The 21,220-nt window shown below is 65.2% G+C and carries 19 protein-coding genes and 1 pseudogene; 11 read left to right on the plus strand and 9 right to left on the minus strand.

From position 1 onward, the window contains the following. The first annotated feature begins 13 nt into the window (after positions 1-13). The 8 genes and pseudogenes from ACYVHH_RS16005 (at position 14) to ACYVHH_RS16040 (ending at position 7,743) form a co-directional block, all read left to right on the plus strand. Positions 14-787, plus strand: a complete 774-nt coding sequence (locus ACYVHH_RS16005; protein ID WP_460566169.1) for a LamB/YcsF family protein — start codon at positions 14-16, stop codon at positions 785-787. Positions 788-857: 70 nt separating this feature from the next. Further along, the gene (locus tag ACYVHH_RS16010; protein ID WP_460566170.1) at positions 858-1,757 is read left to right on the plus strand and encodes a recombination-associated protein RdgC; all 900 of its coding nucleotides are present in this window, start codon (positions 858-860) and stop codon (positions 1,755-1,757) included. 19 nt (positions 1,758-1,776) lie between these two features. Continuing rightward, positions 1,777-2,163 carry a fluoride efflux transporter CrcB gene (gene crcB / locus ACYVHH_RS16015; RefSeq protein WP_460566171.1) on the plus strand — a complete coding sequence of 129 codons (387 nt, stop codon included), beginning with the start codon at positions 1,777-1,779 and terminating at the stop codon, positions 2,161-2,163. Between the two features lie 306 nt (positions 2,164-2,469). Continuing rightward, positions 2,470-2,691, plus strand: a complete 222-nt coding sequence (locus ACYVHH_RS16020; protein ID WP_460566172.1) for a hypothetical protein — start codon at positions 2,470-2,472, stop codon at positions 2,689-2,691. A 43-nt stretch (positions 2,692-2,734) separates the two neighbouring features. Beyond that, on the plus strand, positions 2,735-3,001 hold the full coding sequence (gene infA, locus ACYVHH_RS16025; protein WP_460566173.1) for a translation initiation factor IF-1: 267 nt from the start codon (positions 2,735-2,737) through the stop codon (positions 2,999-3,001). Positions 3,002-3,096: 95 nt separating this feature from the next. Further along, positions 3,097-3,375: pseudogene (locus ACYVHH_RS16030) on the plus strand (RNA recognition motif domain-containing protein); the annotation flags it as partial. A 175-nt stretch (positions 3,376-3,550) separates the two neighbouring features. Then, the gene (locus ACYVHH_RS16035) at positions 3,551-4,336 is read left to right on the plus strand and encodes an ABC transporter substrate-binding protein (protein ID WP_460566174.1); all 786 of its coding nucleotides are present in this window, start codon (positions 3,551-3,553) and stop codon (positions 4,334-4,336) included. A 5-nt stretch (positions 4,337-4,341) separates the two neighbouring features. Further along, complete coding sequence (locus ACYVHH_RS16040; RefSeq protein ID WP_460566175.1) at positions 4,342-7,743, plus strand: EAL domain-containing protein; 3,402 nt, start codon at positions 4,342-4,344, stop codon at positions 7,741-7,743. Between the two features lie 11 nt (positions 7,744-7,754). Here ACYVHH_RS16040 and ACYVHH_RS16045 read toward each other — a convergent pair whose 3' ends face one another. Then, a complete protein-coding gene (locus ACYVHH_RS16045; protein ID WP_460566176.1) occupies positions 7,755-8,201 on the minus strand; it encodes an OsmC family protein in 447 nt (148 codons plus the stop codon). A gap of 117 nt (positions 8,202-8,318) precedes the next feature. On the opposite strand from ACYVHH_RS16045, the gene ACYVHH_RS16050 reads away from it, so the two are divergent. Together ACYVHH_RS16050 and ACYVHH_RS16055 are read left to right on the plus strand one after the other, a co-directional pair. Further along, positions 8,319-9,653 carry an NAD(P)/FAD-dependent oxidoreductase gene (locus ACYVHH_RS16050; protein ID WP_460566177.1) on the plus strand — a complete coding sequence of 445 codons (1,335 nt, stop codon included), beginning with the start codon at positions 8,319-8,321 and terminating at the stop codon, positions 9,651-9,653. A gap of 12 nt (positions 9,654-9,665) precedes the next feature. Continuing rightward, the gene (locus ACYVHH_RS16055; protein ID WP_460566178.1) at positions 9,666-10,004 is read left to right on the plus strand and encodes a hypothetical protein; all 339 of its coding nucleotides are present in this window, start codon (positions 9,666-9,668) and stop codon (positions 10,002-10,004) included. Between the two features lie 7 nt (positions 10,005-10,011). Here the strand turns inward: ACYVHH_RS16055 and ACYVHH_RS16060 are convergent, their stop codons facing one another. From ACYVHH_RS16060 to ACYVHH_RS16080, 5 genes are all read right to left on the minus strand, one after another. Continuing rightward, a complete protein-coding gene (locus ACYVHH_RS16060) occupies positions 10,012-10,311 on the minus strand; it encodes a hypothetical protein (protein WP_460566179.1) in 300 nt (99 codons plus the stop codon). Between the two features lie 26 nt (positions 10,312-10,337). Next, complete coding sequence (gene thiS, locus ACYVHH_RS16065) at positions 10,338-10,589, minus strand: sulfur carrier protein ThiS (protein WP_460566208.1); 252 nt, start codon at positions 10,587-10,589, stop codon at positions 10,338-10,340. Positions 10,590-10,606: 17 nt separating this feature from the next. After that, entirely contained in the window at positions 10,607-11,887 is a 1,281-nt protein-coding gene (locus ACYVHH_RS16070) for an NAD(P)/FAD-dependent oxidoreductase (RefSeq protein WP_460566180.1), read from the minus strand. Between the two features lie 88 nt (positions 11,888-11,975). Continuing rightward, complete coding sequence (locus ACYVHH_RS16075) at positions 11,976-13,823, minus strand: aldehyde ferredoxin oxidoreductase family protein (RefSeq protein WP_460566181.1); 1,848 nt, start codon at positions 13,821-13,823, stop codon at positions 11,976-11,978. Positions 13,824-13,841: 18 nt separating this feature from the next. After that, positions 13,842-14,315 carry a 4Fe-4S dicluster domain-containing protein gene (locus ACYVHH_RS16080; RefSeq protein ID WP_460566182.1) on the minus strand — a complete coding sequence of 158 codons (474 nt, stop codon included), beginning with the start codon at positions 14,313-14,315 and terminating at the stop codon, positions 13,842-13,844. Positions 14,316-14,552: 237 nt separating this feature from the next. Here ACYVHH_RS16080 and ACYVHH_RS16085 point away from each other — a divergent pair, with 237 nt between their 5' ends. Continuing rightward, positions 14,553-15,671 carry a helix-turn-helix domain-containing protein gene (locus tag ACYVHH_RS16085; protein ID WP_460566183.1) on the plus strand — a complete coding sequence of 373 codons (1,119 nt, stop codon included), beginning with the start codon at positions 14,553-14,555 and terminating at the stop codon, positions 15,669-15,671. A gap of 13 nt (positions 15,672-15,684) precedes the next feature. On the opposite strand, the gene ACYVHH_RS16090 is transcribed toward ACYVHH_RS16085, so the two are convergent. From ACYVHH_RS16090 to ACYVHH_RS16100, 3 genes are read right to left on the minus strand one after another with little or no spacing between them, the layout of a single operon-like run. Further along, the gene (locus tag ACYVHH_RS16090) at positions 15,685-16,398 is read right to left on the minus strand and encodes a putative bifunctional diguanylate cyclase/phosphodiesterase (protein ID WP_460566209.1); all 714 of its coding nucleotides are present in this window, start codon (positions 16,396-16,398) and stop codon (positions 15,685-15,687) included. Then, on the minus strand, positions 16,284-17,894 hold the full coding sequence (locus ACYVHH_RS16095) for a GGDEF domain-containing response regulator (RefSeq protein ID WP_460566184.1): 1,611 nt from the start codon (positions 17,892-17,894) through the stop codon (positions 16,284-16,286). Before ACYVHH_RS16095 ends, ACYVHH_RS16090 begins: the two co-directional genes overlap by 115 nt. Further along, positions 17,891-21,130, minus strand: coding sequence for a hybrid sensor histidine kinase/response regulator (locus ACYVHH_RS16100; RefSeq protein WP_460566185.1), 3,240 nt, complete (start codon positions 21,128-21,130; stop codon positions 17,891-17,893). The genes ACYVHH_RS16095 and ACYVHH_RS16100 overlap by 4 nt, the downstream gene beginning before the upstream one ends. Positions 21,131-21,220: the final 90 nt, after the last annotated feature.

The following is a 21,220-nucleotide window of genomic DNA, read 5'->3' on the forward strand; positions in this document are numbered from 1 at the left end:
ACGGAGCATCACGATGACGACCTCCCTCATCAACCTGAACGCCGACCTGGGCGAGAGCTTTGGCGCGTGGCAGATGGGCGACGACCCCGCCCTGTTGCAGATCGTGAACAGCGCCAACGTGGCCTGCGGCTTCCACGCTGGCGACCCGGCCGTCATGCGCGACACCGTTCGCCTGGCCCTGCAACGAGGCGTGAGCATTGGCGCGCACCCCTCCTACCCCGATCTGCAAGGCTTCGGGCGGCGCGTGATGCAGATGTCTGCCAAAGACCTGGAGGCCACCATCCTTTACCAGGTGGGCGCGCTGCAAGCCATGGCCGCTGCCGAGGGCGGGCGCGTGACGCACGTGAAGCCCCATGGTGCCCTGAACAACGTGGCTTGTGCCGACCCCACGGTAGCCGCTACCGTGGTGCGTGCCGTGCAAAGCCTGGACCGCTCGCTGACACTGCTCGCCCCCGCCCATTCGGCCCTGGTGAAGGCGGCCGAAGCCGCAGGCCAGCCAGTGCGGTACGAGGTGTTTGCGGACCGAGCCTACCTGGACGACGGGCAGTTGATGCCCCGCTCACAGCCCGGCGCCGTGCTGCACGACGCCCAGGAATGCGTGGACCACGTGCTGCGCATGCTCAAGGCCCAGGCCATCGTGACCGCCAGCGGGCAACAGCTACCCACCCGCATCGACAGCATCTGCGTACACGGCGATGGACCCGAGGCGGTGGCCACGGCACGCGCCATACGCCAGGCGCTGGAGCAGGCAGGCTACACGCTGGCGCCGTTGGACCGCATGGGTTGAGGCTAAGATGCAGGGCCCAACCAGGCCGACGCAGCTCACATGACGGAGGCCGCAAGCACAGAGGAATAACGTGTTCAAGAATGTGATGGTCTACCGCATCGGGCCGGACTGGTCGGCCACGGTGGAACAGATGGAAGAGGCGCTGGCCAAGATGCCTTTCGAGCCCTGCGGCGCAACGCAGGAAATCTCCATGGGCTGGGTGCCGCCGCGCGGCGAGAAGCACGGCGCCCTGGTAGAGCTGGTGGGCGGCCACCGCATCCTGCGCTTCGTGATCGAATCCAAGGGGGTGCCGGGCTCGGTGATCAAACGGCACCTGGACGAGCGCGTGGCCGACATCGAGGCCAAGGAAGGCCGCAAGCCCGGCCGCAAGGAAAGCCGCGAACTGCGCGACGAGATCGTGCACGACCTGCTGCCCATGGCCTTTGCCAAGACCTCCACGGTGATGGTGTGGATGGACCTGCAGACCGGCCGGCTGGTGCTGGACTGCGCCAGCCAGGGCAAGGCAGACGAAGTCATCACCGCGCTGGTCAAGGCCTTTGACGGCCTGCAGCTGAGCGCGCTCAACACCCAGATGGCGCCGCAAGCTGCGATGACGGCCTGGCTCACCGGCACCGCCGACGACTGGCCTGCCCACTTCGCCCCCGGGCGCGAGGTGGAGCTGAAGTCGGGCGACGAAATGAACTCGGTGGTGAAGTTCACACGCCACCACCTGGAAGACGAGGAAATGCGCCGCCACATCAGCCAGGGCAAGCTGCCCACCAAGCTGGCGCTGGACTGGGACGGCCGCGTGACATTCGTGCTGACCGAAGGCACACAGCTCAAGAAGGTGGCCTTTCTGGACGGCGTGTTCGAGGACAACGCCACGGCCGAGGACGGCGGCGGCTTCGACGCCGACGTGGCTATTGCCACGGGCGAACTGGGCGCGCTGATCACCGACCTGACCGCGGCCCTTGGGGGCGAGCTGGTCTGAACCGCAAGGAGCAACGAACGTGCTGACCGCCATCGCGATCTGCCTGGGAGCCTGTGTAGGCGCCTTGAGCCGCTGGCAACTGAGCGCCTGGCTCAACCATTCCGGCGCACTGCTGCCCTGGGGCACGCTGGTGTCCAACTGGGTCGGCGCTTACGTGGTGGGAGCGATGCTGGTGTTCTTTCAGCAGCACAGCGGGCTGGACCCGGCATGGCGCGCAGCCATCGTCACCGGCATGCTGGGCGCACTCACCACGTTCTCCACCTTCTCACTGGAAACGGTGGTCATGCTGCAGCACGGGCGCTGGGCTCTGGGGTTCCTGAACACGGCGCTGCACGTCATCGGCTCGTTCCTGCTTACCTGGGCCGGCATCGTGTCGGCCCAGCACCTGTGGTCGGCACGCGCTTAATGCAATATGTTGATATTGCAAAAAAATCTCATCTGTTCTATAATATAAAAAGTTGCCGCCATGCTCTCCGGCGTCAACGCTGTCGTCTGACACGGTCTGGCCCTCTGCGGGTCTTGCACCAAGCCTTTTTGACCGCTGAGTCGGTCCTGTGGCCGTCACCCGCCATCTACGCGGCGAGCCCCATCCCCGGTCTGTCTCCTTACGCTTGGCCGGAACCTTACCTGGTCTTGCACCGCTGCGGCTTTCGCCGTGGCTGCATTTTTGCTTTTCTCATCCACAGGGCCCAAGAACGCTCTGGTATCCGACATGAATTCCTTGACTCATCACCCCATTTCAGTGGGCCGCTACCTCGTATCCCCACTGACCCGCCGCACCGACGGCGGCCGCTACACCGCCTCCCTGTCCGTTCGCAGCGGACGCGGCATCGCATCGCACGACCGTGTCTTTCGCTTCACGCCGACCTTCGCCACACGCGAAGACGCGCTGACCTACGCGCTGGCCCAAGGCACCGAATGCCTGCCCTGCTAAGGCACCCCTACACACCCGCATTACCCCTTTTTCTGGAGAACACATGGCCAAAGAAGACCTGATCGAGATGCAAGGCAAAGTCGATGAAGTGCTGCCCGACTCGCGCTTTCGCGTGACGCTGGAAAACGGCCACTCCCTGGTGGCCTATTCCGCGGGCAAGATGCGCAAGCACCACATCCGCATCCTGGCGGGTGACAAGGTGTCGCTGGAACTCTCGCCTTACGACTTGAGCAAGGGCCGCATCACGTTCCGCCATATCGAGAACCGCTCATCGGCCCCGCGCCCGGCGGCACCTCGCACGTTTCGTTGAGTGCAGGCGCGGTACTGTTCGCGCGCGCACTCATTCCCCTGGCGGCACCGGCTCCCGATGTGGAACGGCCAGCCGCATTCTTGAAAGGTCCCACTGTGGGCAACAAACTGTACGTCGGCAACCTCTCCTATTCCGTGCGCGACGAGCACCTCCAACAACAGTTCGCTGAATTCGGCAACATCACGTCCGCCAAGGTCATGATGGACCGCGACACCGGACGCTCCAAAGGCTTCGGCTTTGTCGAAATGGGCACCCACGAGGAAGCCCAGGCCGCCATCCGTGGCCTGCACGGCCAATCGCTTGAAGGCCGTGCACTCGTGGTGAACGAGGCCCGCCCCAAGGAAGACCGCCCGAGCGGCGGCTTCGGTGGCGGCAACCGCCGCTCCTACTGATCGCAGAACGCCGCAAGGCGTCACCGCGGCGAACATCCGGTTCTGCCCAGCGCCCATGCGCTGACCCGGCAGGGCCGGATGTTTGTATTTGGACAATGCCCAATCATTGATCCAGGTCAGACTGCATCGGGGTTCATACCGTTAGCATTTTTGCACTATGAACCCCTTGCCCCTGCTGATCTCCTTCTTCTTTCTGCTGGCACATGGCCACGCCGCTGAACCGGACAAGCTGAGCCAGATCCAGGCCAGCAAGGTGTTGAGAGTCTGCATTTGGCCGGACTACTACGGTATTTCTTACCGCAACCCTCGGAACCAGCAGCTCACGGGCATCGACATCGACAACGCGCACGAGTTGGCCCGCGAACTGGGCGCCCGCGCGGAGTTCGTGGACAGCTCATTCGCCACGCTGATGGATGACGTGCGTGCCGACCGCTGCGACATTGCCATGTTTGCCATCGGCATCACGCCGGCACGCCAAGAACGGTTGCGGTTCACCCAACCTCATCTGGCCAGCGATATCTACGCCATCACTACCACGACCAACCGGCGCATACGCTCCTGGGCCGACATCGACCGAACCGGCACGGTGGTGGTGGTGGCCAAGGGCACCTTGCATGAGCCCGTGATGCGCGAACGCCTGAAGGCAGCCCAGTTGCGCGTGGTGGACACCCCGGCCGCGCGCGAGCAGGAAGTGCAATCTGGCCGCGCCGACGTGTTCATGACGGACTTCCCATTCAGCCGCCGCATGCTGGACCACAACGACTGGGCACGCCTGGTCGCTCCCACCGAGACTTACCACATCACGCCTTACGCCTGGGCCATGCGCCCCGGAGACGACCGTTTTCACGCCCGGGTGGAACAGGTGCTGACCGACATGAAACGCGACGGCAGGCTACTGGCCCATGCCCGGCGACACGGACTGGAACCCATCGTCGCACGGTGACGGGCATGCCCCATCCCACACCCGCCCCCCAACCGAAAACCCAAAGACGCGACATCGTCTTCGTGCTGGCCATGGCGGTGTTCGCCTCGGGCTGGCTGGGCACCTTCGGGTACGGACTCTGGCACATGCGCAGCGACGCGCTTTCCACGGGCGCCGCCACCGCCGAATTGCACGCGCGCGAATTCGAGGAGCACCTGACGCAAACGCTGCAGATGATCGATCTGGTTGCCTTGGGCACGGACGAACCGGCGCTTACCCCTGACAACTGGCAGGAGCTGGGCAGGCGCCTGGAGGCTGCGGTACGCCCCGCACCTTCACTGCGTTCCTTGTCCGTGCTCGACGAAAACGGGTACGTGGTGGCCAGCTCATCGACAGCCAACCTGGGGGTGAAGGTGGACCTCTCGTCCTTCTTCCCGGCTGCCTCGGCCGCCAACGATGTGCTGCGTGTGGGCAGCCCTTGGCTGGGGCGTGACTTTGCCGACGCCTTCGTACCGGACGAGACCGAGGCGGTCACCTCTGCCGACGCCACCCTGATACCAGTCACCCGCCGCCTGCCCGGCACCGGCTCGCCGCACTGGCTGCTGGCGGCCTTGAACCCCGACCACTTCCTGCACCGTGGAACGCAACTGGTGGACATACAGCGCGCACGGGTGCAGTGGCTGCGCTACGACGGCGTGCTGCTGACTTCCACCGCCATCGGTGATCAGCCAGGCATGGCAGGTGCGGCAGGCCGGGTGCGCGAACAAGTGCTGCTGCGGGACCAGGGGGTGTTTGCCCAGACGCTGCCGGACGCCAGCCCGGTCATCACGGCCTATCGGGCATCCAGCCGCTTCCCGGTGGTGGTTTCGGTCCACATGGACCGGGGTGCCATTCTCGACAGATGGGCAGCAGACGCGCGCCAACTGGCCTCGGTGGTTCTGCCGATCCTGCTGGCCTTGGTGGCAGCGGGCACATGGGTCTGGTTGCGCCGCAAGGCCTTGGCCGAAAAACAGGCTGAGCTGGACAAGGAACACCGGCTGGCAGCCAGCGTGTTTCAAAGCAGCAGGGATGCCATCATCATCACCGATGCACAGGCCCGCATCGTCTCTGTCAACGCGGCGTTCGAGCAGGTCACCGGTTTCAGCGCGGGTGAAGTCACCGGCTGCAACCCAAGAATCATGGCCTCGGGGCTTCAAAGCAAGGCTTTTTATGCCGACATGTGGCTGGCCCTGCTGCGTGACGGCCACTGGCGCGGCGAAATGGTCAACCGCCACAAGGATGGTGAGCTTTACGTCGTGCAGCTCACCGTGAATGCCGTGAAGGGCTCAGATGGGAACGTACGTCACTACGCGGGCATCATCGTCGACATCACCCAGCGCAAGGCCGCCGAGGAACGCCTGCAACTGGCGGCGAGCGTGTTCAGCCACGCGCGCGAAGGGATCCTGATCACCGACCCGGCGGGAGACATCATCGACGTCAACGAAGCTTTCTCGCGAATCACAGGCTATGACCGGGCCGAGGTGCTGGGCCGCAATGCCCGGCTGCTCAATTCCGGCAGGCAGGACAAGGCCTTTTACAGCGACATGTGGCGTGCCCTCCTGGGCAAGGGCCAATGGTCGGGCGAAATCTGGAACCGGCGCAAGTCGGGCGAGGTGTACGCCGAGATGCTGACCATCAGTGCGGTGCGCGATGCCCAGGGCAAGACCTTGCGCTACGTGGCACTTTTCTCCGACATATCGCAGCAGAAGGAAAACGAGCTGCGCCTGAAGCAGATCGCCCACTACGATGCGCTGACCGGCCTGCCCAACCGGGCTTTGCTGTCCGACCGCCTGCGCCAGGCCATGAACCAGGCACAGCGGCGCGGCGAGCGCCTGGCGGTGGTCTTTCTGGACCTGGATGGCTTCAAGTCGGTGAACGACACCCATGGACACGAGATGGGCGACCGCCTGCTGATCATGCTTTCCATGCGAATGAAGCAAGCCTTGCGTGATGGCGATACCCTCGCCCGTCTGGGCGGCGATGAATTCGTGGCCGTGCTGGTGAACATGGCAGATGCGGACGCGTGCGTTCCTGTGCTGGAGCGGCTGGCGGCTGCCGCCGCGGAGCCCGTGCTGGCCGATGGTGCCACGCTGCAGGTGACGGCCAGTCTGGGCGTGGCGTTCTATCCACAGACGGACACCGTGGACGCCGACCAGCTGCTGCGCCAGGCAGACCAGGCCATGTACCAGGCCAAGCTCACCGGCAAGAACCGCCACCACTTCTTCGACGCGGAACAGGACCGCGACATACGCGGGCGCCACGAGAACGTCGAACAGCTCCGCATGGCGCTGGAACATCAGCAATTCGTGCTGCACTACCAACCAAAGGTCAATATGCGCACCGGCCAGGTGTTGGGCCTGGAAGCGCTGATCCGCTGGAACCATCCTGAGCGCGGCCTGCTGCCTCCGGGGATGTTCCTGCCCATGCTGGAAAACCAACCGCTTTCCATCGACCTGGGCCGCTGGGTGTTGCGCACAGCACTTGCCCAGATCGAGCGCTGGAAGGCCATTGGATTGACCCTGCCTGTGAGCGTCAACATCGACGCCCAGCAGCTGCAGCAGCCTGACTTCGTCAACGAACTGCAACAACTCCTGGCAGAGCACCCCGGCGTCGCCCCGGGTGACTTGGAACTGGAAATCCTGGAAACCAACGCACTGGACGACATGACCCGGGTCTCCAGAGTGATGGACGCATGCCGCGACATTGGCGTGTCCTTCGCACTCGACGACTTCGGCACCGGCTACTCGTCTCTGACCTACCTGCGCCACCTACCAGCCCGAACGCTCAAGGTGGACCGCAGCTTTGTGCGTGACATGCTCGACGACCCGGAGGACCTTGCCATTCTGGACGGCGTGATCGGCTTGTCCATTGCCTTCCGCCGACATGTGATTGCCGAAGGGGTGGAAACCTTCGAGCATGGCGAGTTGCTGCTGAGGCTGGGCTGCGACCGGGGCCAGGGCTACGCCATCGCCAAACCCATGCCGGCCGAAGCCGTGCCCGAATGGACAAGAAGCTGGAAATCGAATCCACGTTGGCTGAACACCCCCCGCACCCGGCGCGACGACCTGCCACTGCTGTTCGCAGCGGTGGAGCACCGTGCCTGGACTGGCGAACTTGTGGAATATCTACGCGGCGAGCGCAAGGCGCCCCCCACCATGAACCAACGGGAATGCCGCTTCGGCCAGTGGCTGGAGCACGATGGCGGCCGCGCCCGCCATAGCCACCACCGTGGGTTCGCCGCGCTGGAAAGACAGCACAGGGTGGTGCATGCCTTGGCCGACGAGCTTCGCGGGCTGCCACGGGAGCAGGCCTTGGTTCGTCTGCCCGAAATTCAGGCGGCGCGCGACCACCTCCTGGACGCACTCATGGACGTTCATGAACAAAGCTAGGGCAAGGACGCTCAGCCTTTGAGCACCTGCCCCTCGACGTCGCTGACCCGCACTCCAATGGGAATGCCCTGCTTCACGCTCATGGAGACGGTGCAGAACTCTTCGAACTGCGCCAGCACACGCTCCAGGTGGTCGATGGATGCGCCAGTCTTTTGCAGCTCCAGGTGCACGTCGATGGCCTGGATGCGCAGGCGGTTGTTCTCGTTGCGCCCCACGGTGGCGGTGGCGGTGGCCTTGAGCTCACCCGGGTCCTGCTTGTACTTGCCCAGGGCAAACACGAGGCTGGCACAAAGGCAGTTGGCCACCGCCGCCAGCAGCAGGTGATCGGGCGCGGGCCCCGTGCCCTGCCCCAGCGGCGCAGGCTCGTCGCTGAACAGCGCTGGCGTGTCCAGACCGAAATCAATCAGGAATTGGTAACCGGATTGCCGGGTCAGGGTGACGGTGGCGGTCTCGCTCATGGTTTCTCCTAGGAAGAATCGGTCTGGCGCTTGACATTCCTCAAGGTCCGGATGGTTTGCCGGGTCTATCTTATAGACACCCCCATGAGTATATAGACGCCATACAGGAGACACATCATGGACCGCTCCCCCTCACAAGGCAAGATTTGCCACGACAGACGCCGCTGGTTGAGCGGCATGGCGGCACTGCCACTGGCCGCGGGTCTGGCTGGCACGGCGCCAGCCGCGCAGGCTCGCGTCAAGACGCAGGCGCACATCGTGATAGCGGGGAGCGGACTGGCCGGCATTGCCGTGGCCAACCGACTGTCCAAGGGGCTGGACGGTGCGCGCATCACCATCATCGATGGCAAGGAGGCCCACAACTATCAGCCCGGCTATACCCTGGTTGCCACTGGCGTGTGGCCCGTGAGCAAGGTGGAAGACCGCAACGCCGACTTTCACCCGGACGGTGTGCAGTGGATCAAGGACTTCGTGGCCGAATTCGACCCCGCCGCCAACACCGTGACCACGCGTGGCGGACAACGCGTTGCCTACGACTTCCTGGTGGTGGCCACCGGCCTGCAGATGAACTTTGACCAGATTGAAGGCATGGACGTCAAGGCCATAGGCCAGAACGGCCTGGCCAGCGTGTACCCCAGCCCCCAGGCGGCGGTGGCCACGTGGTCGGCCATGGACGCGTTCCGTGGAACGGGCGGGCGCGCGGTGATGACACTGCCTGCCACCCCGTTGAAATGCGCAGGAGCACCGCTGAAGATGACCTTCATGGTGGTTGACCGCCTGCGGCAGGCGGGTACGCTGGCAGGCTCGAAGGTGGAGTTCCATTCGGCGCTGGGCAACGTGTTTGGCGTGAAGCCGGTCAACGACAACGTGCTGCAGCGCTGGTCAGACCTGGGCGTGGAGGTGACTTACAACCACAAGCTCACAGGGGTGGACATTGGCAGCAGGCGTGCGACCTTCAGCACGCCTGAGGGCGATACCCAGACGGTGGAATACGACTTTCTGCACGTGGTGCCCCCCATGAGCGCACCCGATGCGGTACGCCAGAGCGACCTCTCCTGGAAAGAGGGCCCCTTTGCCGCGGGAGGCTGGCTGGAGGTGGACAAGGGCACCCTGCAGCACCGGCGCTACCCCAACGTCTTCGGGCTGGGTGACGTGAACGGCACCCCGCGCGGCAAGACCGCCGCCACAGTCAAGAAAAGCACCCCGCTGGTCGCGCAAAACCTCATGGAAGTGATCGCGGGCAAGGCACCAAGCCAGACGTTCGATGGCTACACCTCCTGCCCGCTGATCGTGCGCGAGGGCTCTGCCATGCTCATCGAGTTCGACTACGAAGGCCGCCTGACGCCCAGCCTGCCCATGATCGAACCGTTGCAGGAAAGCTACTTTGCCTGGGTGATGAAGCAACGCATGCTCAAGCCCGCCTACCTGTCCGTGCTCAAGGGCCGCGCCTGAAGGAGACAAGCCATGTACGAAATCTGGCTGGCCATCAACATCGTTTACGAAATCCTGCGGCCTGCGCTGCCGGTGCTGGCGCTGCTGGCACTGGCCTGGGCGACCCTTTGCTGGCGCGTCTGGCGCATGCCCTCTGCGCGATGGGCCGCCGCCACCAAGGCTGTGCTGATTCTGGCCGTGGTGGTGACGGTGGCAGTGTTCACACTGATGCCTGCGGCCACCGCCTCCAGCCTATCGGAACTGAAGTACTGGGTGGACTGGACCTTCCTGGGCAGCGTTGCCCTGGGGATTGGGGGTCTGGCGGGCATGCTGGCCTGGCCGGTGCTGGCCTGGCTGTCGCGGCGCGCCTGACCGCCGCTCAGCCGCCGCCGCGCTGAAGGTAAAGATCGAACTTCTTCATGAAGGCACGGCGCTCCTCGGCGCTCACGCCATCGAACGCAAAGACCACCTGCATGCGCGGCAGCCGCATCAGCGCAATCACACGGGGCGGCAAAGGGTGCCAGTTGACCTGCAACCGGCCTTCCCCCAATTCCACCAGCAGGGTCTGTGCGGACCGGTGCCACACATGCCCAGCAAGCGCCCGAGGCAACCACCCCAGCCACTCGGCCTCGGTACAGGCCATGTCACGCTGGAAATGGTCGGGGTAGTCGGTCAGCACGTCAGCAATGGTTCGGCACAGGCCGCTCAACCACCCGCAATGGGCGGCCAGATGGCCAGCACATCGCCATCCACCAGCACGCGGGCGGCGCGCTGTTCGGGCGGCACGAACACGCCGTTGATCAGCACCAGATGCACCAGCTTGGGGGGCAGCTGGTGCGACTCCACCACCTGCGCCACCGTGGCGCCGTCGGCCAGGGCAAGCTCGATCTGGTTGTACTGTGCGCCAGGCGGCAGGTAGTCGCCCAGCGTGGCAAAGAGTTTCAGGGTCACACGCATCGTCATGGCACTGTAGCTCAGCGGCGGCGCGCGTCCTGTGCACCGCTCCAATGCCCCTGACCCTGTGCCGCGCCCAGGTAGGCCTGCGCCAGGCAGGTGGGATCGGCCATGAGCTTTTCTTTCCATTCGCCCAGGTGCACGCGCCCCTCCACCAGGCCGCGCATCATGCCCACGTGCTCGGTCCAGCCCACACTGTTGCAACCCACCATCACGTCACCGCTGAACTGCAGGCTCAGCACACGTTTGGCCTCAGGGTCGATGCGCTCCACCTGCTCGCCACCGGGCACGCCTTCCCAGTTGCCGAAGCTGGCCGAGATCAGACCCAGCGTGTCCAGCACGTTGATCTGCGTGACCCCCTTGAGCTCGGCCGGCTTGCCGACCATGTTCATGGCGGCCACGTAGGCCTGGTCGGCAGCGTTCGGCTGAATGGCGCTAACCATCGTCTTGCCGCTCACCTTGTCAAAGGCCTCGGCGCAGTCCCCGGCGGCGTAGATGCCCGGCACGCTGGTCTGCATGTGCTCGTCGGTCAACACCCCCTGCAGGCAGGTGATGCCGGAGTCCTTGAGGAAGCCAATGGCAGGGCGCACGCCCGTGGCGCTGATGATGAGGTCCGCCTCGATGCTGGCTCCGGTGGACAGCTGCACCTTCAGTGCATTGCCCGCCTGGCTGATGGATTCGACCTTGGCCCCCGTGTGCACTTTCACACCCTTGGTTTCGCACCAGTCGCGGATCATGCCGCCTGCGGCAGGCCCCATCATGCGGGGCACCATGCGGTCACCCATCTCCACCACGGTCAGGTCCACGCCGCGCTGCTTGAGCGACTCCATGATGATGCAGCCGATGAAGCCCGCGCCCATCTGCAGCACGCGCGCGCCGGGCTGTGCCAGCTTCTGAATGGCACGGGCATTCTCCAGCGTCCAGCAGGGGTGGATGCCGGGCAGGTCCATGCCCGGAATGGGCGGGCGCACCGGGTGCGAGCCGGTGGCGATGAGCAGCTTGTCGAAGGACAGGGTCTGGCCATTGTCCAGCGACACGGTGCGCGCGGCGGCATCCACGTGTGTGGCGCGTGCCCGCACGATGTCGATGCGGCGGTCAGCAAAGTGCGAACCGCCCTTGCGCAGCCAGGTGCCACGCTCGTCAATGTTGCCCACCAGCAGGTAGGGAATCGCCATGCGGGAATACGGCGGCTCCGGCTCGTCGCCGACGATGGTGATGCGGTCAGCGGGTGCGTGCTTGCGGATGGTTTCGGCGGCGATGACGCCAGCGGGCCCCGCGCCCAGGATGAGGTGGTGGGTCATGGTCAAACTCTTTCACATGTGAAAAAGGGGTGGCCAGGCTTGCGCCCCGCACACCCCCAAAGGCCTGCCCGGCGGGCAGGCTCCACGTTCACAGGCCCAGGCGCTCTTTCGTGGCAGCGGTCGGGCGGCCCTCGGTGTCCCAGCCGCGCACTTCGTAGTACTTGGGCAGCATCTCGGGCAGCTTGCTCACAGTGCCTTTGCCGGGGCCGGTCTTGGCGGCTTCGGTCAGCAGGCGCTTGGGCAGGTTGTCGTCGGCCTTGGTAAAGCCCGCCGCGTTGTTGAACTCACGCTCCATGTTCCAGATGCGTTCGCCAATGTGGTTCAGGTGCTCCATGGTGTATTCCTCACCACAGGCGGCTTGCACCTGGGGCGCCACGTCGGCCAGCGTCCAGGCAAAGCTGGTGAAGATGCAGATGCCGGCCGAGTCGAACGCAGCAGTGGCGTCCTGGAAGGCCTTGACCAGTTCGGGCTTGCCGTTGGATTCCGTGGGTTCGGTCTTGATGGGAATGCCCAGCACCTCGGATGCAATGGTGTAGCCGCGCAGGTGGCAAGCGCCCCGGTTGCTGGTGGCGTAAGCCAGGCCGATGCCCTGCACCACGCGGCCGTCGTAGGCCGGGAATTCCTGGCCCTTGACGCTCATGCTCAGGTCCGGGTGGCCGTACTTGGCGGTCAGGCGCTTGGAGCCCAGACCGATTTCCTTGCCAAAACCCACGCCGTTGGCGGTCATATCGGCCAGCTCGCACAAGGCCTTGGCAGAGCCAAACGGTGCCTCAATGCCGATCTGATCCTTGGTGAGCACGCCCATTTCGTACAGCTCCATCACCGCACCCACGGTGGCACCGAAGCTGATGGGGTCCATGCCCTGCTCATTGCAGATCAGGTTGGCATACTGCAGCGCTTCCAGATCGTTCACGCCGTTGGCCGCACCCAGTGCCCATGCGGCCTCGTACTCCAGGCCGCCGCTGGCACCCCAGTACTGCGGCTTGTTCTGCACGCTGAAGTGGCTCTCGTCGATCTTGCTGATGCGCCCGCAGGCGATGGTGCAGCCGAAGCAGGCCTGGTTGGTGACCAGGTGCTTCTTGCCGTCGGTAGCGCGCGGCGTGGCCATGGCCTCGGCGGAAATGTCCTTGGCGCCTTCAAACTGCACGTCGCGGTGGTTGCGGGTGGGCAGTGCGCCCACTTCGTTGATCACGTTCATGAGCACCTGGGTGCCGTAGGCGGGCAGGCCCTGGCCGGTCACGCCGTTTTCGGCCAGCACCTTCTTGGCGGCCTTGGTGGCGGCCATGAAAGCCTTCGGGTCGCGCACGTTGCCCACGCCCTTGGTGCCACGCACGGCAATGGCCTTGAGGTTCTTGCTGCCCGCCACAGCCCCCACACCGGAGCGGCCAGCCGCACGGTGCAGGTCGTTCACGATGGCCGCGTAAAGCACCTGGTTCTCACCAGCCGCGCCGATGCTGGAAATGCGCAGCAGCGGGTCTTGCAGGCTGGTCTTGAGCATCTCCTCGGTCTTCCACACGGTCTGCCCCCACAGATGGGAGGCATCGCGCAGTTCGGCCACGTCGTCGTTGATGTACAGGTACACCGGCTTGGGCGACTTGCCCTCGAAGATGACCATGTCCCAGCCAGCCATCTTCAGCTCGGCGCCCCAGTAGCCGCCCGAGTTGGAGCAGGCAATGGCGCCGGTGAGCGGCCCTTTGGTGATCACGGTGTAACGGCCCCCGGTGGAGGCCATGGTGCCCGTCAGCGGGCCAGTGGCCCAGATGATCTTGTTGTCGGGCGACAGCGGGTCGACCTTGGGGTCTACCTCTTCCACCAGGTATTTGCTGCCCAGCCCGCGAGAGCCGAGGTAGGCGCGCGCCCAGTCCATGTTCAATGGCTCCGACTTGACGGTGCCAGCAGTCAGGTTGACGCGAAGGATTTTTCCAGCCCAGGACATGTCGTTTCTCCTTCAGTATCAGGCAGCGGCCTGGTTGCCGAGCTTGTCAGCCCACTGTTTCATCTTGTCGATGCCAGTCCAGTTGGCGTCGATGAAGGTGATGGCGCCGGTCGGGCAGGCGTCGGCACAGGCCGGGTCGCCGCCACACAGGTCGCACTTCTGGACCTTGCCGGTCTCTTGCACGTAGTTGACCGTACCGAACGGGCAGGCAATGGTGCAGACCTTGCAGCCCACGCAGGTGGTTTCGTTCACCACCTTGGCGCCGGTGACCTTGTCGACAGTGATGGCCTCCACCGGGCAGGCGTGCAGGCACCAGGCCTCGTCACACTGCGTGCAGGTGTAGGGCACTTTCTTGCCCGTGTGGTGGAAGTCGAAGACCTTGATGCGCGACTTGGAGGTGGCGTAGGTGCCGTAGTTCTCGAAAGAACAGGCCATTTCGCACTGCAAACAGCCGGTGCATTTGTCCGGGTTGATGTGCAGGACTTTCTGCATGTGGGTCTCCTGTTGGGTAGCGGCAAGCCCGTTGGCGCGCCTTGCCTATGAAGGTTTGTGCATAGCCATTGTTGGACCACCCATCGCCGATGCATCTAGGGTTATCCCTAGTCGGCTATGAAATCAAACACATATTCTCAAATTGAAACACTGCTCTAATGTCTGCAGAGGCGTTTGCGCGGCAACATGCGGACGCCCCATCGTGCAAACGGCCCAGGCCCAGCAGAGACAAGCCCCATGAGCACCGTATCCAACCCACTGGTGTCCCCCGCGTGCGGGGACCGGCTCGAAGACATTGCCGTGGCACGGCAGGCGGTGCTTGCCGAAGGCTCGCCCCTGGCGCCGCCCAGGTTGCAGCCCTGGATCGAACGTTCCTGGCGGCGCTGCCTGGCAAGGGGCCAGAACCCAGGTGAGCGGGTGGTGTTCGATTCCGTCTCGGCGGCGGACATGCGCCGCGCCATCGAAGCCAACCAGCCCCTGCTGCGCGCGGCGGCACCGGTCATACGGTCTCTGGGCCGGGCCATGGCCGACACACGCTACTTCGCCATCCTGACTGACGCGCGCGGCATCGTCATCGACGTGAATGGCCCGCTGGACCGCCACGACGCGCGCGCCACGGCCATCGCACGCGTGGGGGTGGATCTGTCGGAGTCCAGTGTGGGCACCACGGCGATCGGCACCACGCTGACCGACGGCCACCCCGTGTGGCTGCACCGCGGCGAGCACTTCTTCGAGGACACCGCCGTCTACAGCTGCGCCGGGGCACCGGTGTTCGGCCCCGATGGGCAATGCGTCGGCATGCTCGACCTGACGGGCGTGGACGTTCCGGAACGGCCTGCCCTGAAGCACCTGGTCACGCAGTCGGCACGCAGCATCGAGAACGCGCTGACCCTGGCCCAGCCGCACCAGTTACTGCTGCGCATCCACTGGCCGGGGCGGGTACTCGGTGAAGACGGCGACGGCCTGCTCGGGGTCGACGCGGACGGTTGCATCACCGCCGCGAACCGCGCGGCCATGGACATGCTGGCCCTCATCCCTGGCACACCGTGGCCACACTGCAGCGAAGTGTTCGCGGTGCCAACGTCCATGCTCTTCGATGCCGCCCGGGCCGGGCGCGGGGCCACGGAGCTACCCCTGTGGTGCGGCCTGCGCCTGCAGGTGCTGGCTCAGCCGGGGGGCGAGTCCGGCGGCCAGGTGGCATCCCACACCTCGCACGGGCACGGCGTGCCGCTCAAGCAGGTGGAAACGGCACTGATCCGCAAGGCGGTAGAGGACGCAGGCGGCAACGTGGCGGAAGCCGCGCGGGCGCTGGGTATCAGCCGCGCCACGGTGTACCGCAAGCTGGACCGGCGCTGAACCCGCCCTGCCCTCAGGTCACCTCGCCAACACACAGGGGGCTGAAGGACCGCAGGAACTGCGACATGTCCGCCGCGGGAAGCGGTCGGCTCACCAGATACCCCTGAATGGCATTGCAATGCAACCGGCGCAGGTGGCTGGCCTGCTCCGGCGTCTCCACCCCCTCGGCCACCACGTCCAGTCCCAGGCTGTGCCCCATGGCCACCACGGCACGCACAATGGATGCGTTTCCACTGTTGGTCGTCATGTCGCGCACAAAGGACATGTCCACCTTGAGCTTGTGGACCTCCAGCTGCTGAAGGTAGGCCAGAGATGAATAACCCGTGCCGAAGTCGTCGATGGACAGGTGGACACCGAGCGCCTTGAGCTCGGCCAGCGACTTCAGGGACTTGTCCCTGTCGAGCATGATGAAGCTTTCGGTGATCTCCAGCTCCAGTTGGCCGGGCGCTATGCCGCTGCTGGCCAGACAGTTCTCGACCGCCTCCACCAGATGGCCCCGGCTGAGCTGCACCGCCGAAACGTTGACCGCTACCCGTGGCGGCGCAATGCCCTCCTCTGTCCAGGCACGGATCTGGCGCGCCGCTTCCTGCAGCACCCAGTCACCGATGCGGATCACCAGTCCCGTTTCCTCTGCGAAGGCAATGAACTCACCGGGCGGCACCATGCCCCGCACCGGGTGCTGCCAGCGCACCAGGGCTTCCAGGCCGACGATGCTGCCGCTGTGCAGATCGACCTGCGGCTGGTAGTGCAGACAGAGTTCTGCCGGTCGATGGCCTGGCGCAGGTCAGCCTCCAGGGTCAGCCGGCTGCGTGCACGGCTGGACAGCTCCGGCGAGAAGAAGCGCAACACCCCCCGGCCCTGTGCCTTGGCCTGGTGCAGCGCGGCGTCGGCGTGGCTTTGCAGCGTCTCCGGGTCGGTACCGTCGGCGGGGTACAGGGCAATGCCTATGCTCATGCCCACATAAACGCTCTGCCCGTCCAGTTCAATGGGTTCGGCCAGCGCGTCGATGATGCGCTGAGCCAGCAGGTCCACCCAGGGCGCACCGGGCTTGCGCTCCAGGATGATGTCGAACTCGTCGCCGCCGATGCGCGCCATGGTGTCGCTCTCGGGCAGCACGCGCTGCAGGCGGCGGGCCACCTCCACCAGCAGCGAGTCGCCCCGGCTGTGCCCCAGGCTTTCATTGATGGTCTTGAAGTTGTCCAGGTCCATCGAAAGCAGCGCGAACTGCGTGCCGCTGCGCTCCGAGTGCTGCACGGCGTGCGAGAGCAGCTCGGCAAACAGCGCGCGGTTGGGCAGCCCGGTCAGCGGGTCGCGCTGCGCAAGGATGCGGTACTTCTCCTCGCTCACCTGCAGCATGGCGGTGCGCTGAGCCACGAGGTCTTCCAGGAAGCGCTGCAGGCGCGCCAGCTCCAGGTGGGTGCGCACACGCGCACGCACCTCGTCGATGTCGAACGGTTTCGTGATGTAGTCGGCGGCCCCCAGCTCGAAGCCGCGCACCTTGTCGCTCACGGCGTCGACCACGGTGACGAAGATCACAGGAATGCGGTTGCCCGCAGGCGTGGCCTTGATGCGTCGGCACACCTCGTAACCGTCCATGCCGGGCATCATCACATCCAGCAGCACCAGGTCGGGCGGCGACGGGCCGTTGACCACCTCCAGCGCACGCGCGCCGGTGCTGGCCACCTGGATCCTGTAGGTGTCCTTCAGTGCTTCCAGCAATTCGTGGATGTTCTCCGGCACGTCGTCCACCACCAGCAGAGACTGGTGGCGGCTGTTCGATGCATGCGCCATGACGTCGAACATGACCGGATTGCGCCGGTACAGCCGCAGTTCAAGCTGGGTGCGGATGCGGGCGCGCAACAAATCGGGGTTGACGGGCTTGGTGATGTAGTCAGCCACCCCAAGTGCCAGGCCGCGAGCCTCGTCTGCCGCGTCGGCAAGGGCGGTCACGAAGATCACGGGAATGTCTGCGGTGGCCGGATCGATCTTCAGTTCCGACAGCACCGAATAACCATCCATGCCCGGCATCCGGATGTCCAGAAGCACCAGGTCTGGCTGGGGCTGGCGGCGCGCAAGTTCCAGCGCCTTTTCGCCGCTCGTCGCCGCGACGACGGCGTAATCGTCGCGCAGGACGCTCATCAGCACGTGAAGGTTCTCGTGCATGTCGTCGACGATCAGGATCCGGGGGCGCTCGCCGTTGCGTTTGGGGTCCGAAGTATTCATGGTGTGACACCTGTGTCGGGCAACGTGAGCGTCCGCAGCCTCTCCTGGGCAGCGTCTATGTCAAAAACATCCACCAGTGCAGCTACCGTTGCGATCGATTCCTCCAGGGGCGTGCCCGCCACGCCAGCGCGGAGCTGCGCCAGCAACGGCTCGGCCGCGCCCAGATCGTATTCGAGAGCATATGCGAGACGCTGCAGGAGCGCACGCAAGGCCTCGGCGCTCATCACCGGGGAAGACCCTGTGTCCGGCGGCGGCACCTGTTCGCCCAGGCTGTCGATGTCGGTCAGCAGGCGTGTCAGCGACGCCTGCAACTGCTCCAGGGCGGCTTCCGCAGGCGGCTGCCCGTTCTTGAGCGCCGCGTCCATCTGCAACAGTTGCTCGTACAGACTGGTGGCGCCCAGGTTGCCAGTCACGCCCTTGAGTGCATGGCAGTATTCCTCTGCCGCTTGCAGCCCCTTGTCGGCCAGCAAGCGGCGCAACTCCACCACGGCCCCCGCATAGTTGTCGCGGAACCGCCGCAGCTGCTTGCGGTAGGCCTCCACCCGCCCGCCTATCCGGCGCACGCCCTCACTGGCATCCAGGCTGCCCAGGCGCAGCAGTTCCGGCATGGGCCCATCTGGGCTCTCTGCCGGCGGCACGGGAGACACGGTGCGGGCCGGCAGACGCACAAAACGCATCAGCGCCCCCATCAGCCTTTCGGGTGCAATCGGCTTGGTCACGTGATCGTTCATGCCTGCGGCACGGCTTTGTTCGGCATCCTGTGCCATGGCCAGCGCCGTCATGGCAATGATGGGCAGCTGGGCGTAACGCTCGCCGCCCGGCTGGCTGCTCAGGGCGCGAATGCGCCGCGCTGCCTCCAGGCCGTCCATCACCGGCATCTGGATGTCCATCAACACCGCGTCATAGTCCTCGCGCTGAACCTGCTCCACGGCCTGCGCGCCATCCATCGCCTCATCCACCTCCATGCCTTCGCTGCGCAGCAATTCGACAGCGAACTCGCGGTTGATGTCGTTGTCCTCCACCAGCAGTACACGGGCGCCGGCAAGCTGGCCACGGGTGCTGAACTCGGGTGCATGCTCCTGACGGCGCTCGCCGTCCCCGAAAATGCGCCCGCGCCCGAGCACCGACAGCACGGTGTCCAGCAGGGTTGACGGCGAGACCGGCTTGATCAGGATGCCTTCGACGCCTGCCTGCTCCGACAGGCGGATGACGTCCTCGCGGCCGTAGGCAGTGACCATGACGATCTTGGGCTGGCAGCCGATACCTGCATCCCTGTGGATACGCTGGGCCACCTCGTCACCGTTCATGCCCGGCATGCGCCAGTCCATCAGAACCAGGTCCCACGGTTTGCCTGCGGCGCGCAATTCGGCAATGGCCGAGGGGCCGTCCGGCGCCGTCGCCACTTCCACGTGGAAGAAGCGCAACATCTCAGCCAGGATTTCACGCGACACCTCGTTGTCGTCCACCACCAGCACGCGGATGCCCCGCAACAGCGGGCCTGCCTGCTCCAGCAGTTCCAACTGCCGGGTCTGGGACTGGCGCGCCTCCTGGAAGGACACGGTGAAGCACATGGTGGTGCCCTGCCCCGGCCGGGACGACGCCACCCATATGCGCCCGCCCATCAGCTCCACCAGGTTGCGGCTGATGGCCAAGCCCAGCCCGGTACCACCGAAGCGGCGGGTGGTCGTCTGGTCCGCCTGGGTGAATTTTTCGAACAGCTGTTGCTGCAGCTCCGGCGTCATGCCTATGCCTGAATCGCGCACGCTCACCTGTACGTCGATGCCATCGGCCGGGCCCTCCGTGCGGCGGAAAGCCAGCTCGACCTCGCCGCGCTCGGTGAATTTGACGGCGTTGCCGCAGAGGTTGAGCAACACCTGCCCCAAACGAAGCGGGTCACCCACCAGGCGGGGCGGGATCGCCGGGTCGTAGCGGATCAGGAACTCAATGCCCTTGGCCTCGGCCTGGTAGCCCACGGCATCGGTCAACTGCTCCAGCACCGCATCCAGCCCGAATTCGATGTGCTCGATGGTGAGCTTGCCCGCCTCGATCTTCGAGAAATCGAGAATGTCGTTGATGATGCCCAGCAGCGAACGCGCTGCACCCTGCGCCTTCGTCAACTGGTTCCTCAGCGGCGTGTCCAGGTCGCCTTTCAAGGCCAGGTAGAGCATGCCCAGGATGGCGTTCATGGGCGTGCGGATCTCATGGCTCATGATGGCCAGGAAATCGCTCTTGACGCGTGACAGGTGCTCGGCCTCGTCCTTGGCGGCCTGCAGTTCGGCTGTGCGCTCCGAGACAAGGCGCTCAAGGTTGGCCCGTTGTTGCCGCAGTTCCTCCATCGTGGACAACAGCTTGCGGGTGCGCCGCTCCACCTTGCGGCGCAACATCACCGTCACTGCCGACAGCAACACCAGCACCGTGCCACCACCCATGAGCGACCACAGCACCCACTGCGGCGTGGCGGCTTCCATCGGCGCGGCCATGGTGCGGCGCATGGCGTCGAAGTAGATGGAGTCGGCGTCGCGCCGCCACAACGATAGGTGGCGGTCCAGCGCCGCCAGCAGTTCGGCGTTGCGCCCCTTGCCGGTCGCGAAGTAGAGCGACGAGGGAAGAAACACGATGGGCGTTTCGGCCAGCCGGTACTTGCCGCCATTGCGGGCGGCAAAAAAGCTGTTGGTGACCACGGCATCGGCCTGGCCGTCCACCACCAGCTGGTACCCCTGGTCGAGCGACTTCACCGGCACGGCTTCGTAAGCCACCCCGTTGCCCGCGAACAGTTGGGCCAGGAAGCTCTGCTGTATTCCGCCCTGCAGGACTGCCACGCGGCGGCCTGCCAGGTCGTTCAGCGTCTGCACCTGCAGGTCTGGGCGCACGTAGACCTGCGACCAGCTGTTGGCCACGGACACCTTGTGGAAGTCGAAACGTTGCGCACGCTCGGCGGAAAACGCCACGTCGGGCATCAGGTCTATGTCGCCAGCCTCGAGCTGCTTGAGGCAATCGGCCCATTCGCAGGACACATAGGTCAGCGACCAGCCTTCCGCACGCGCCATGGCGTTGAGCAACTCGGGAAACAACCCGGCCGGCGCGCCGTCGGCAGACGTGTATACCTTGGGTGCGTTCTCGTAATGGCCTACCCGCACCGGCTCGCGCCCCGACAGGTTGACCAGGTCGCCGCAGGCAGAAAGCAGGCCCGCAGCAAGCAAAGTGCCCAGCCACGCACACAGGCGCCAGAAGCTCATGCCCGCCCTCCCTTGCAAGCAAGAGGGCGTGCCTTGGGGCGCCGCCGGGCCATTCGCCCAACCAGCGGCGCAAACTCACCAGCCGAAAAG

The sequence above is a fragment of the Hydrogenophaga aquatica genome (assembly GCF_054780915.1).